10 protein-coding genes are annotated in these 13,035 nt (G+C 69.6%); 2 read left to right on the top strand and 8 right to left on the bottom strand.

The window, feature by feature from the left end:
- Positions 1 to 61 precede the first annotated feature (61 nt).
- Positions 62 to 1,462, bottom strand: coding sequence for a WD40 repeat domain-containing protein (locus J5X86_RS14705; RefSeq protein ID WP_208517216.1), 1,401 nt, complete (start codon positions 1,460 to 1,462; stop codon positions 62 to 64).
- A gap of 402 nt (positions 1,463 to 1,864) precedes the next feature.
- Between J5X86_RS14705 and J5X86_RS14700 the strand changes: the two genes are divergently transcribed.
- On the top strand, positions 1,865 to 2,575 hold the full coding sequence (locus J5X86_RS14700; protein WP_208517214.1) for a GntR family transcriptional regulator: 711 nt from the start codon (positions 1,865 to 1,867) through the stop codon (positions 2,573 to 2,575).
- Between the two features lie 98 nt (positions 2,576 to 2,673).
- Here J5X86_RS14700 and J5X86_RS14695 read toward each other — a convergent pair whose 3' ends face one another.
- The 7 genes from J5X86_RS14695 to J5X86_RS14665 form a co-directional block, all read right to left on the bottom strand.
- A complete protein-coding gene (locus tag J5X86_RS14695; RefSeq protein WP_208517213.1) occupies positions 2,674 to 4,218 on the bottom strand; it encodes a sugar ABC transporter ATP-binding protein in 1,545 nt (514 codons plus the stop codon).
- Positions 4,215 to 5,291, bottom strand: coding sequence for an ABC transporter permease (locus tag J5X86_RS14690; protein ID WP_208517212.1), 1,077 nt, complete (start codon positions 5,289 to 5,291; stop codon positions 4,215 to 4,217). Before J5X86_RS14690 ends, J5X86_RS14695 begins: the two co-directional genes overlap by 4 nt.
- Positions 5,288 to 6,367, bottom strand: coding sequence for an ABC transporter permease (locus J5X86_RS14685; protein ID WP_208517210.1), 1,080 nt, complete (start codon positions 6,365 to 6,367; stop codon positions 5,288 to 5,290). Before J5X86_RS14685 ends, J5X86_RS14690 begins: the two co-directional genes overlap by 4 nt.
- Positions 6,364 to 7,452, bottom strand: a complete 1,089-nt coding sequence (locus J5X86_RS14680; protein WP_208517209.1) for a mandelate racemase/muconate lactonizing enzyme family protein — start codon at positions 7,450 to 7,452, stop codon at positions 6,364 to 6,366. The genes J5X86_RS14685 and J5X86_RS14680 overlap by 4 nt, the downstream gene beginning before the upstream one ends.
- Positions 7,453 to 7,531: 79 nt before the next feature.
- Complete coding sequence (locus J5X86_RS14675) at positions 7,532 to 8,623, bottom strand: substrate-binding domain-containing protein (RefSeq protein WP_208517207.1); 1,092 nt, start codon at positions 8,621 to 8,623, stop codon at positions 7,532 to 7,534.
- A 163-nt stretch (positions 8,624 to 8,786) separates the two neighbouring features.
- Positions 8,787 to 10,175: a chitinase gene (locus J5X86_RS14670; RefSeq protein ID WP_208517206.1), complete on the bottom strand. Its 1,389-nt coding sequence runs from the start codon at positions 10,173 to 10,175 to the stop codon at positions 8,787 to 8,789.
- Positions 10,172 to 11,449, bottom strand: coding sequence for a glycoside hydrolase family 16 protein (locus J5X86_RS14665; protein WP_208517204.1), 1,278 nt, complete (start codon positions 11,447 to 11,449; stop codon positions 10,172 to 10,174). Before J5X86_RS14665 ends, J5X86_RS14670 begins: the two co-directional genes overlap by 4 nt.
- 313 nt (positions 11,450 to 11,762) lie before the next feature.
- Between J5X86_RS14665 and J5X86_RS14660 the strand changes: the two genes are divergently transcribed.
- Entirely contained in the window at positions 11,763 to 12,845 is a 1,083-nt protein-coding gene (locus J5X86_RS14660) for a serine hydrolase (RefSeq protein ID WP_208517203.1), read from the top strand.
- Positions 12,846 to 13,035 lie beyond the last annotated feature (190 nt).

Raw genomic sequence — 13,035 nt, 5'->3', positions numbered from 1 at the left:
AGACAGCCGCCCGGGGCGAGGCGTCACGGTGGCGCCCCGCCTCGCCCACGGCATACCGTCCTCAGTCGTCGACCGGGCCCATCGGGAAGATGGCCAGCTCGGTCCTGCCCTCGTGGAAGCCCTTCTTGGAGAGGGGTTCCAGGGCGGCGGCGAGCCAGCGGCTGTCCGGGGACCAGCTCAGCGCGTCGACGTAGGTGCGCAGCTGGCGGCCGAGGATGATCTTCTTGTCGGCCATCCGCCATACGCACAGTTCATGCGGGCGCTCCTCGCGGAACTCCAGATAGCCCAGCTTGCGGCTGAAGCTGCCGACGGCCAGATAGCTGCCGTCCTCGTTCGAGGCGAGGGTGAACAGCCGTTCCGAGGCATCGTCGACCTTGTCGATCACCTCGCCCGTGGCCGGGTCGACGACGTAGAGGTTCTGCTGCGCGCCGAGGAAGAGCCGTGAGGCGTCGCCGGAGAAGGCCGTGCACTGGATCGGGTCCCACTCGCCGGCGTGGGAGATCCGGCGGGCGGGCTCGGGCTCGTCGCCGTGCACGTCGACGCCGCCCTCGCCCGCACCGTTCGGGCTGATGCGGTACGCGCCGTCGCGGGAGCGCAGATGCCCGCGCTGGAAGGGTGCGTCGACCTCCGTCCGCCGGTCGACGTCGTAGGTCCACTGCTTCTCCTCCTCGGGCTCGCCGCCGCTGCTGTAGCCCTTGACCACGAGAATGTGCCCGCCCGGCACCCACATCATCAGCGGCACGATCCAGTCACCGGCGCGGGTGTGCACCACCTCGCTCCAGTCGGCGGTGTCGTAGACCCACACCCGCCCCTGATCGCTGCACACGGCCAGGTACTTGCCGTCGTCGGAGAAGTCCATCCCGGCGACGTGGTCGTAGGTGACGCTGCCGGTCGTGGTCGCGAACGGCCGCAGGGTGACGGCCGGTCGGGCCAGGTCGGGTATGTGCGGGGAGTCCTCGGCCGTCCAGCTGTCGCCGTTGAGCGGGAAGGCCGCCGAGGCCCAGCCGTCGCCCACGCTCAGCGGCTCCAGCCACTTGCGATCGGTGACCCGGATCTCGTACTCGGCCTGGACCAGCAGGTCCTCGTCCTTCCAGGAGCCATCGCGCTCGTAGTAGAAGTCGTGCATCTCCTCCCACGCGGCCTCGGTCAGCGGGTAGTTGCGGAGTTCCACCCGCTCGACCCGGGAGACGAACCGGCGGGCGTTGGTGTCGGCCCATTCGTAGTCGAGGAGCTGGTCGGTGCGCAAGGCGTGCCCGAGCGGCCCCATGCGTTCGTCAGCGGCGCCCAGATAGCCGGAAGCAGCCTCCCAGAGGAAGTGCAGGAAGGTGTTGGGCTCCTCGTTCGGCAGCGGGATGTGCGTGCGCGAGCCGACGTCGTAGTAGACGGCGAACACCAGGAATCTGACGCGGAGTTCATCGGGATCCACGGCAAGAACCCGTACGCCGTACATGTCGGTCGACATCGTCGTCTCCTCTGGAAGTGATGACAGGCACGCCACCGGACGCGGGGGCCTCCCGGCCCCGTCGCGTGGTGTGCGGAACGCGTCTGATCCTTACAGAGGGGCCTGACATCGACGCGCACGTAGCCGACAGCCACCCCGCTGCCTACGCCGAGATCAAGCGGCGGCCTCACCGGACGCGTCGTGTGGAGCGCGACGGCCACCTTCACGTCCGCGCGACGGCCACCTTGGCGTCCGCGCGACGGCCACCTTCGCGTCCGCGCTCCGGACGTCGGCCCGCGGCGCGTCGGCGGCAACGGGGCGGCCGTGCTGCGCCCGGCCCCTCCGGCTCGCCCCTGAACCGCGTCCCTCACCTGGGTAAACTGGTGCTGTCCCGACAAGCCCCGAACAGCACCAGGAGGCCGGATGCCACCGCACGACACCTCCGCGCTCGGGGCACCGCGCGAAGGGCACGGCCGGGACCTGTCCCCTGCCCGTCAAGCCCTGTCGGACAGCGTCTACGAGAACATCAAGGCCATGGTCATGGACCATGAGATCACCCCCGGCGCGCGCGTCAGCATCGAGGCTCTGGCCCGCGCCCTGAGCGTCTCACCGACCCCCATCCGGGAGGCGCTGGCCAGGCTGGAGTCCGACGGCCTGGTGGTGAAGAGGCCGCTCTCGGGGTACCGCACCACCGAGCTGCTGACCCGCCAGGGGCTCGAGGAGCTCTTCGAGATGCGGCAGTTGCTGGAGCCGAGGGCGGCCGCGCTCGCGGCGGGCAACGCCAGTGAGGCTCAGCTCGACGGCATCGAGCGGATCGCGGAGGAGATGCAGTCCCATTCGGGGACCGCCGGGCGCTATGCGGCCTACCGCGACTTCGCCGCCCTCGACCAGCGCTTCCACGACGCGATCGCGCAGGCGTCCGGGCGGCCGCTGCTCGCGGACGCGGTGGAGCGGCTCCACTCCCATCTGCACATCTTCAGGCTCAGCAGCGTTCTCGACGCCGAGGACCCGACCCTCGCCGAGCACCAGCGCGTGCTGCACGCGATATTGCGCCGCAACCCCGACCGCGCGGCCGAGGCGATGGCGGAGCACCTCGCCCGCAGCCTCCGGCGCCAGCTCAGCCAAGGACGATAAGTCCTGACCGCGCGGCGTCCTGACCGCGCGGCGTCCGGCATCAGCGCGGCCGGGGCGGGGGCATCCCGCCTGGCCGGGGCGGGGTCAGCCCGGCCCGGTCATGCCTCCACCGCCCGCGGGCGCACGGCCGAGGTCGCGCGGTCGTGGATGATGCGGATGATCCGGCCGCTCATCCGCTCGTAGTCGCGGTCGTTGTCCACCTCACCGCGGATCCGGTGGTCGGCCATCACGGCCACCCGGTCCGCGAGCGTGATCATCTCCGCGAGGTCGCTGCTGATCAGCAGGATGGGCAGGCCATCGCGGGCCAGTTCCCAGATGAGTTCGTGGAAGGCGTGCTTGGTGCGCACATCGACACCGACGGTCGGCTCGTCGACGATGAGCAGCCGTGTGTCGGCCGCCAGCCACTTCGCCAGGCTCACCTTCTGCTGGTTGCCACCCGACAGCTCACCGGCGTTCTGCCCCAGCCCGGAGATGCGGATGCCGAGACGTTCGACGAGGTCGTGCGCCACCTCCCGCTCCTCGCGCGCGGAGACGAAGCCGAACGCCTTCGCCAGCCTCTTCCACACCGTCACCGTGATGTTCCGGGCGATGGGCTGCTCCAGGAAGACCCCTTCCTCCTTACGGTTCTCGGTGAGATAGCCGATGCCGAAGCGGTGCAGGGCCTGCCGGGGTGAGGTGATGCGCACCGGCTCGCCATGCACCCGGATCTCGCCGCCGGTGACGCGGTCGAGGCCGAGCATGGCCTTGACCAGTTCGCTGCGCCCCGCGCCGACCAGTCCGTACAGACCGACGATCTCGCCGGGCCGGACGTCCAGACTGATGTCCCGGTGCCCGGCGGCGGTGGAGACGCCGTCGAACGAGAGCACCGGCGCCGCGGACGTGTCCACCTCCCGCGGGCGCATCTCGGTGGCCGAGTGTGCGCGGCCCACCATCAGACCGACCACGTCGTCGTGGGTGTGGTCGGTGAGCGGCGAGGACTCGAGCACGGACCTGCCGTCGCGCAGCACGGTGACGGTGTCGCAGATGGCGAACACCTCCTCCAGTTTGTGACTGACGAAGACGACACATGTCCCCCGGGCCTTCAGCCGCCGGACGACTTCGAACAGGCGCTCCGCCTCCTGCGGGGAGAGGGAAGCGGTCGGCTCGTCCAGGAGCAGCACCCGGCTCTCGGTGTACAGGGCCTTCGCGATCTCCACCAACTGCTGTTGTGCCACGGACAGTTCACGGACCGGCTGGTCCGGGTCGAGGTCCAGACCCAGCTCACCGAGGCACCTCAGAGCGGGGGCGGTCATGGCCGCGCGGTCGATCAGACCGCGGTGCGAGGGAGGGCTCTGCAAGGTGATGTTCTCGGCCACCGAGAAGCCCGGAATCAGATTGCGCTCCTGGTGCACCACGCCGATGCCGGTGCGGGTGGCCTCCTGCGGTGAACGCAGGTGGACCTCGCCGCCGCACCAGGTCAGGCGGCCGCCGTTGGGCGTGTGCACCCCGGTGAGGACCTTGATGAGGGTGGACTTTCCGGCGCCGTTCTCGCCGAGCAGCGCGTGGATGGACCCCTCGGTCAGGCGCAGTCCGACGCCGTCCAGGGCCCGTACTCCGGGAAAGACCTTGACGATGGCGTGGCATTCGAGAAGGACGTTGCTCATCCGGAACCTCCCGTGTGCGGCAGGACGGCAGTCGGTCGCGCGTCACTCGGCGGTGGTGCGGGCGGTACGCTGCCGCGCGAACCGCCACGCTTTTCCAGGTGGGTCTGGTGGATACGGCCGCCGACCACCGTGCCGAGCACGACCACGCCGATGAGGAAGTTCACCCAGCTCGGGTCGAGCGAGAACTGTGCGCGTGCGGCGTCGATGAGCCGCATCACGAAGGCCGCCAGCACCGTGCCGAGCACGGCGACCGACCCTCCGGTGAGCGCCACGCCGCCGATGATGGGAGCCGCGAAGCTGGGCAGCAGCCAGTCGCCGCCGACACTGCGGTTGACTCCGGGCAGCGACGCCGTCGCGGTCAGGGCGGCCACGCCGATCAAGAGCCCGGACAGGGTGTGGGCGAGCACGATCTGCCGGTCGGTGGAGATGCCCGACAGCCTGGCCGCCAGCGGGTTGCCACCCGCCGCCAGGAGCCGCCGGCCGGCGGTGCTGCGGTACAGGAAGGCGGCGAGCAGGGCCGCGGCGGCCAGAGCCGTGACGAACACCAGCGGGACGTTCAGCGGGGCCGCCCTGCCGAGGTCCTTCAGGCCCGCGGAGTATCCGTCGACGGTGCGCGTGCCCACCAGCCAGTACTGCGCCCCCTGGAGGATGGTCATCGTCCCGAGTGTGACGATGAAGCCGTTGATCTTCGTCGCCACGATGCACAGGCCGGTCACCAGGCCGATGGCGGTGGCCGTCAGCACACCGGCCGCCACCGCGACCCCGGCGGGCACACCCTGGTCCGCCATGAGGACGCCCATCAGGCAGGCGGTGAAGCCACCGAGCGCGCCGACCGCGAGGTTGAGCTGTCCGACGCACAGCGCGACCATCTGGGCCAGCCCGATGAGGACAGGGGTGGCCAGGTACCGCAGGAAGGTCCGTACCGAGGGGCCCTCGAGGAACGCGCCGGAGGAGGCCACGCCCAGGGCGAGGTAGCCGGCCAGCACCACGCACAGCAGAGTCATCGTGGTGGAGCGGGAGAAGCGGCGCAGGATTGCCGCGCCCCGCTCTCCCCGATCGCGGATCGTGTTCATGTGGAGCGCACCACCTTGCGATGGGCCACCACGGTGCGCACCCGGTCGGCCGAGAGAGCCAGCAGGAGTACGCAGCCGAGGTAGATGTTCAGGCTTTCGAGACCGACACCGAGCAGATCGAGCCCCTTGCGGATGACGCCGACCAGGGACGTGCCCAGCAGAGCGCCCAGTACGGACACGACGCCGCCGGTGAGCAGGGTGCCGCCGAGCACCGAGCCGAGGAAGGACGGCAGCATGAAGTCGTCCCCGATGGAGGCGCGGAACGTTCCGGTGCCGACGGCGGCCATGAATCCGGCGAGCGCGGCGAGCAGCCCCGAGAGCGTATGCGCCAGGATGAGGCGGCGGCCGGTGGGAATGCCGGACAGCTCAGCCGCCGCGGGGTTCGCCCCGGTGAGCAGCAGCTCCCGGCCGATGCGGGTGCGGGCGTACAGGAAACCGAGGCCGACCAGTGCCAGGACGGTGAACTGCGCCAACTGCGGGATGACCGGGGATCCGCACACGGGCCCGACGCAGATGTCGGCCAGCGAGTACGAGCGCAGTTCCGCGAGCCCGGACGGCTTGCTGGTGAAGGCGGCGTTCTCGGTCAGGGCCGAGTAGAGCAGGGAGACGAGTCCCAGCAGTGCGAAGTCCATCGCCAGGGTCACCACGAACGAACTCACCCCGGTACGGGTGATGATCCAGCCGGTCAGCGCGCCGATGGCGGCCCCGGCCAGCAGGCACAGCAGCAGGCCCAGTGGCAGTGGCAGGTCCAGCCGGTCGTATCCGAATCCCGCGAACAGGGCTCCGAAGGCGGCCATCCGCCCGACGGCCAGGTTCATATGCCCCACCGAGAGGACGACCATCTGGGCGAGCGCCACCACCGTCAGCGTCGAGACGTCCCGCACCAGCGGGAACAGCACGAGCCGTTCATCGAGGAACGCCGGCTGCGCCACGCCGAACAGGGCGCTGAGGCCGACGACGAGCACCAGCAGTCCGAGCCGCTGGTTGACCCAGAACGGCAGCCGGTGCACCGGACGCGGCGGCGTGGCCCCGGCGGAGCCGGTGTCGGTGCCCGGCGGGAGGACGGGTGTTGTCATGACACCCTCCGGTCGTCGATGGCGTCCATGTCCCAGTCGATGCCGATCCCCGGAACGTCGGGCGCCACGGCCCGCCCGTCGCGGATCGTCAACTCGCTGCGGGTGACCGCCCGCAACTGCGGGATGTACTCGACAAACCTGCCGTTGGGCACCGCGGCCACGAGGCTGACATGCAGCTCCATCAGGAAGTGCGGGCACACCATGACGTTGTGGCTCTCCGCCGTGTGGGCGACCTTGAGCCAGGGGGTGATCCCGCCGATGCGGGCGGCGTCGACCTGCACGATGGAAGCGGCGCCCGTCTCGAGGTAGGTGCGGAACTGCGCGGGCGAGTACAGGGACTCGCCGACAGCGACGGGAATCCGTGTCGCACGCGCCAGCCGGGCATGGCCGCTGATGTCGTCCGCCGGCAGGGGCTCCTCGATCCAGTACGGGTCGTAGGGCTCAAGCGCGGCCGCCAGTTGGAGGGCCGAGGACATCGTCTGCGACTGGTTGGCGTCCGTCATGATGTGCAGCGAGGGGCCGACGGCCTCTCGTACGGCGCGCAGGCGCTCCGCGTCCTCGGCGGCATGCGGCTTGCCCACCTTGATCTTGACTCCGGCCCACCCGGCCTTCTGGGCCTGGAGCGCGCCCTTCACCAGGTCGTCGGCGGTCAGATGGAGCCAGCCGCCCTCGGTGTCGTAGACCGGAACGTCCTGGCGGTGGCCGCCGGCCAGCCGCCACAGCGGCTCGCCCGCGCGCTTGCAGCGCACGTCCCACAGCGCGGTGTCGACGGCGGCGAGCGCGAGCGAGGTGATGGCTCCGGTGGTGGTGGCGCGGGTCAGGGCGAACAGCCGCTGCCACAGCGCCTCGACGTTGCGCGCGTCCTGCCCGATGAGGGCGGGCAGCAGATGGTCCCGCAGCAGGGCCAGTACGGAGGTTCCGCCGGTGCCGATGGTGTAGGCGTAGCCGGTCCCCGTGCTGCCGTCCACCGTGGTGATGTCGACCAGGACCGTCTCCTGCTTGACGAAGGACTGCACCGCGTCGGTGCGGTCCGTCTCCACGGCGATGTCGGCCAGCTTGGCCGTGGCGGTCGTGATGATGCTCATCTCGTGATGCCCGTTTTCTGTAGAGCGGGATGGCTTCTGTAGAGCGGGGATGGCTTCGGTGGCGCGGGCGCGGCGGGGATCAGCCGCACGCGAGGACGTCGTCGGCGAACCGCTTCTTCAGCCGATCGGTCTTCGCCTTCCGCGCACGGTCGTACGTCGTGACGTTCTCCTTGGTGACGACGAACGAGCCGGAGTCGACGGACTGACCGGGCGTGCGCATGGTGCACTGCTTCGTCTGCAGCAGCGCGAGCGCCCACGCCCCGACCTTCGCCTGTCCCACCGGGTTCTGTACGACGGTGGCGGTGACCGTGCCCTGCTTGATCGAGCTGAGGATCTTGGCGTCGTCGTCGATGGCGACGACCTTCGCCCGCGAACCGGCGCTCCTGACCGCGTCGGCGGCGGCGACGGCCGGGTTGTAGGCGGTGGAGACGATGCCCTGGATCTGCTTGCCCTTGGCCGTGAGCAGGTCGGACACCGCCTTCTGCGCGGTCTGCAGGTCCTTGTCGATGTCGGTGACGGTCTGCAGCAGTTTCGCCTTGCCGCCCGACTCCTTCACGGCCCTGGCGACGCCCTTGATCCGCAGCTGGGTGTTGGCATCCACGTTGTTGCCCGTCAGATGGACGATGGTGCCCTTGCCGCCCATCGCGTCGATGGCGGCCTTGGCCGCCTTGTACGCGGCGAGTTCGACGTCCGTGGAGAGGCAGAAGTCGGCCTCGTTCCTGCCCGCCGGGCAGGAACCGAGTGAGGCCACGGCGAGGCCCTGCGACTTCAGGTCCGCGAACGTGGTGTTGATGTCGGTGGGCGAGACCCCGAAGACACCGAACGCGTTGTAGCCGCGCGCGGCGAGCGTGGACAGCAGATTGTTCTGCTTCTGCTGGTCCCACTCCGCCGTCTCGTCGAACGTCACGTCCCCGAGCCGGTACGTCTTCTTCGCCTCGGCGCCCGCGGACTTCCAGGGCTGGAAGTAGGGGTGAGCGCCGCCGGGCACGAGCGCGACCTTGGTGGCCGACCCGTCCGCGAGCACGGCCGAGCCGCCGCCCGCCCGCGCGGACGCGGGGCCCTGCCCGCCCGTCGGCTCACCCGAGTTCTTGAGCGTGCAAGCCGCCGAACCCGCGGCCAGCACCGCGACGGCCACCACTCCCGGCAGTACAGATCCAGTCCGGAGACCCACCTCCGCACCCCCACGAATCAAATAGGAAATTGATGCCGCGATGGTGTGCCAGTCGAGCCGTCCCGTCAAGACCCCCGACAAACACGAGATCCGGCACCCCTGTGGATCGGGTGCCGGATCTCGTCCCGCTGATTCCTATAGGAAATGGGTGTCCTGAATTGGATCAGCCGGCGTACTGGGCGAAGACGCGGGTGAAGTCCCACGGCTGCTGGGAGACGCCCGAGCAGGTGTCCGCTCCGCCACCGGTGCAGGGCCGGTCACGGTTGACCGACCAGAAGGTCAGCCGCGCGAGATGCCGCTGCTGGGCGTAGCCCAAGATGGTGCGGAAGTCGCCCACGGTCACGGTCTCGCCGTTGTCGGTGATGCCGTTCATCGAGGAGATACCGGTGTGCCGGTACGCCTGGTCGTCCGTGTACCCGTAGGCGCTCTTGACCGTGTTCTTGAGCCCCTCGGCTGCGCGGAGGGTGAGCTGGCCCATGTTCTGGCCGGCGCCCCCGAAGTTGAACGGCATGATGGTCCAGCTGTCCACGGTCAGACCGGAGGCGGCGGCCTTGCTGATCAGGCTGTTGTCCGGGCCGTTCTGGCCGGTGCCGAAGGTGACGTACACCTTGATACCGGGGTTGTTGGCCTTGACCGTCTTCAGCGCGTCGACCGTGCGCTGCTGGACGGTCGGGCTGTCGTACGCGGCGGCCTCGATGTCGATGTCGATCGCCTTGAGACCGTAGGCGTTGATGACCTTCTGATACGCGGCGGCCAGTTCGCCCGCGCTGCCGCAGGAGCTCTCCAGCTTGTTGCCGCTCCAGCCGCCGAAGGACGGGATGACATCGCCACCTGCGGACCGCACGGTGTTGATGGTCTGCTGGTCGACGCCTCCGGTGAGCGGACGGCCACCGTCCCACTGCGGGTTGCAGTAGCCGTTGCTGAGCACGAAGGCGAGCGTGAACCACTTGACGCCGGTCGCGTTCATCACGGTGGTGGGGCTCGGCGGGCTGCCCCAGCCGTTGTAGAGGTACGGGGCCACTGCCATGGCTCCCGGCCCGGTCGGCGGAGTGCTGCCACCGTCCGGCGCCGTCCACTTCTGGTTGGTGGCACCGGTGCAGGTCCATATCTGCAGCCGGGTGCCGTTGGCCGAACTGCCACCGGCGGCATCCAGGCACTTATTGGCCTGCGGATTGACGATGTCGCGCGCCGCTGGGAGGGACCACTGCTGGGCCGCGCTGCCATTGCACTCGTAGAGCTGGACCAGACTGCCGTCGGCCGTGCCACCCGAGGCCACGTCCAGGCACTTCCCCAGCGCACGGATCGTGCCATCGCCACCAACGGTCCACTGCTGCGCGGCGGACCCGTTGCAGTCGTAGAGCTGGATGGGTGTGCCGTTGGCGTTGCTGGCGCCCGCCACGTCCACACACTTGCCGCCGACACCGGTGATCTGTCCGGTGGCCGCCGCGGCACCACTCGCGGGAACGCTGGTCAGGCCGGTGAGGAGGGCGGCGGCGGCAGCGGCGCCCAGGATGCCGCGCACCGCGGGTCTGTGCAGGAGTCTCATGTTCATCTGGTCACCGTCCACTTCTGGTTGGCGGCGCCGGTGCAGGTCCATAGCTGCAGCCGGGTGCCGTTGGCCGAACTGCCACCGGCGGCATCCAGGCACTTATTGGCCTGCGGATTGACGATGTCGCGCGCCGCGGGAACGGCCCATTGCTGAGCCGCGCTGCCATTGCAGTCGTAGAGCTGGACCAGGCTGCCGTCGGCCGTGCCACCCGAGGCCACGTCCAGGCACTTCCCCAGCGCACGGATGGTGCCATCGCCACCAACGGTCCACTGCTGCGCGGCGGATCCATTGCAGTCGTAGAGCTGGATGGGTGTGCCGTTGGCGTTGCTGGCGCCCGCCACGTCCACACACTTGCCGCCGACGCCGGTGATGGCACCGCCGCCCGGCTGTCCGCTGTCGGTGCTGACCCGGACGTAGTCGACGAGGAGCTGCTGGGGGAAGACCGTGCTGCCGTTGGGGTCTCCGGGCCAGTAGCCGCCGACCGCGAGGTTGAGGATCACGAAGAAGGGCTTGTTGAACGCCCACTGCCGGCCACCGAGGTCGGCGGGGGTGCGCCGCTGATACACGGTGCCGTCGACGGACCAGGTGATCGCGTTGGGGCTCCAGTCCACGGCGAAGGTGTGGAACGCGTCGGCGAACGCCTGGCCACCGGGCAGGGAGTACCCGGCGCCGATGCCGCCGGACCCCGAGTAGCCGGGGCCGTGGAGGGTGCCGTGGACCGTGGACGGCTCGAAGCCCACGTTCTCCATGATGTCGATCTCACCCGAGTTGGGCCAGCCGACCTGTCCGATGTCATTGCCCAGCATCCAGAACGCCGGCCACATGCCCTGCCCGCGCGGAATCTTCATCCGGGCTTCCACCCGGCCGTAGGTGGTGGTGAACTTGCCCGACGTGTTCAGCCGGGCGGAGGTGTACTCGCAACTTCCGTACCAGCACTGGTAGTTGCCCGGATTCTCGCGTCGGGCGGTGATGGCCAGATGGCCCTGCCCGTCGAGGGCGGCGTTGCGGTTGCCCGCTGTGTAGTACTGCCGCTCATGGTTGTTGACGTTGTCGCCCGTCTCGATCTGCCACTTGCCACCGTCGACGGCGGAGCCCGCGGGCCCGTCGAACTCGTCGGAGAAGGTGACGGCGGCGGCCTCGGCGGCCACGGCCGGTGGCACGGCGGAATGCGCCGCGGAGGCGGGCGCGCCCTGCGCCAGTCCAGTGGACAGGGACGCGAGGGCGAGGAACGAGACGACGGAGAGCAGCAGTCGCCGGGGTAAGCGCGGGGAGTCCATGACTCTCCCTTCCAGAAACATGTGCATGACAGGTACGGAGAGACATGAGGCGCATGTGAAACCAACAGGTGGAACCAAGTGGTTACGGCGCCGACCGGGGTGCGATGAGCGATCCGAGAGGTACTTAGTTCACTACGTGATTTAAGAAGTGAAGGAAAATCCTGTCAAGGGCTTGGTATGGACCATATTTATGGACAGAAACCGCCGTGGAGGACGGCCGTATGACTGGTGACGGCCCGCGGGGGATATCCCCCATGCCGATCCTGGGGTGCGCCGGATCGCGGGCCGTTGGGGGCGAATCTAGCGTTCAGCCATGCCTCCGACTCTGCGAAAGCACCTCGCCCTGGCACTCGGTGTCGCTACGCTGCTCGCCACCGAGGTGGCCACCGCCGTCGCCCAGCCCGCCGGTCCCTCCCCTGCGGAGCGGTTGCGCCAGGACACCGAGGCGATCCACGCCCTCGGTATCAGCGGTGTGCAGGCCCGCGTGGTCGCACCGGACGGTCGGCAGTCGGTCGCCACCAGCGGCACCGCCGACCTCAACACCGGCCGCCCGGTCTCTTCCGACGGCTACTTCCGCATGGCCAGCACGTCCAAGACGCTGGTCGCCACCGTGGTCCTCCAACTGGAGGTCGAGGGCAGACTCTCCCTGGACGACACGGTCGACCACTGGCTGCCGGGAGTGGTGCGGGGCAGCGGCAACGACGGCAGCCGGATCACCATCCGCCAACTGCTCCAGCACACCAGCGGCATCCACGACGATCTGCCCGGGTACACCACGCCGGAGGAGTACTACCAGCAGCGCCACGACGTCCACCGCCCCGAGCAGTTGGTCGGCCGCGCCATGGCCCACGCACCGGACTTCCCGCCCGGCGAGGGCTGGGCGTACTCCAACACCGGCTACGTCCTGCTCGACATGGTCATCGAGAAGGCCACCGGTCACCCTGCCCACCAGGAGATCGAAGACCGCGTCCTGCGCCCGCTCGGCCTCGACCAGACCCGGTGGCTGGGCCCACGAGGGCGGGGACGGCGGCTACATCACCCTCAACGGCGTCACCGACGACGGCAGGCGAAGCGCCGCGGTCTCCATGTCCGAGGCACGCGGCGACACCCCGGAGCACATCCTGGACCAGGAGAACGCGGCCAGCGCCCTCATCGACCACGCACTGTGCGCCGGGGGCCTTCGCGGGGGCGCAAGCTGAGACACCGGCTCCGTCCGCGTCAGCACCGGCCTGGACCGGCGCGGACGCGACCTTGCGCCCATCGAAACCACCGCTGCCGGGAAGGTAAGTTTGGACCCTGCGCCATGACACGCAACCTCCGCATGCCCCGCGCCCTCTTCCAAACCGGCTATGGCCGTACGCGTCGGCGTGCCCGGTCCGGGCCGCACACCGACTGACCGACCCCACGAGGACACACCGCCGTGACACCCGACGAACACTTCGGCCGCCTCGCGCCGCAGACCGTATGACGCCCGCCGGTTCCCGGGCCATCCGGGCACACGGCGGAACCGCAGGACCCGCAGGACCCGTCCGAGCCGTCGACTATCCTCACGCAGACGGCCTCGGTGCACACGACCGACTTGGGGC

Source organism: Streptomyces sp. NEAU-YJ-81 (assembly GCF_017592595.1).
In the GTDB taxonomy this organism is placed as follows: domain Bacteria; phylum Actinomycetota; class Actinomycetes; order Streptomycetales; family Streptomycetaceae; genus Streptomyces; species Streptomyces hygroscopicus_B.
This window is presented reverse-complemented; position numbering and strand designations above follow the sequence as displayed.

Coding starts and splice junctions, on each gene's coding strand:
- J5X86_RS14660 (WP_208517203.1), top strand. CDS start 11,763: ATGCCTCCGACTCTGCGAAAGCACCTCGCCCTGGCACTCGGTGTCGCT.
- J5X86_RS14685 (WP_208517210.1), bottom strand. CDS start 6,367: ATGACAACACCCGTCCTCCCGCCGGGCACCGACACCGGCTCCGCCGGG.
- J5X86_RS14665 (WP_208517204.1), bottom strand. CDS start 11,449: ATGGACTCCCCGCGCTTACCCCGGCGACTGCTGCTCTCCGTCGTCTCG.
- J5X86_RS14700 (WP_208517214.1), top strand. CDS start 1,865: ATGCCACCGCACGACACCTCCGCGCTCGGGGCACCGCGCGAAGGGCAC.
- J5X86_RS14680 (WP_208517209.1), bottom strand. CDS start 7,452: ATGAGCATCATCACGACCGCCACGGCCAAGCTGGCCGACATCGCCGTG.
- J5X86_RS14690 (WP_208517212.1), bottom strand. CDS start 5,291: ATGAACACGATCCGCGATCGGGGAGAGCGGGGCGCGGCAATCCTGCGC.
- J5X86_RS14705 (WP_208517216.1), bottom strand. CDS start 1,462: ATGTCGACCGACATGTACGGCGTACGGGTTCTTGCCGTGGATCCCGAT.
- J5X86_RS14670 (WP_208517206.1), bottom strand. CDS start 10,175: ATGAACATGAGACTCCTGCACAGACCCGCGGTGCGCGGCATCCTGGGC.
- J5X86_RS14695 (WP_208517213.1), bottom strand. CDS start 4,218: ATGAGCAACGTCCTTCTCGAATGCCACGCCATCGTCAAGGTCTTTCCC.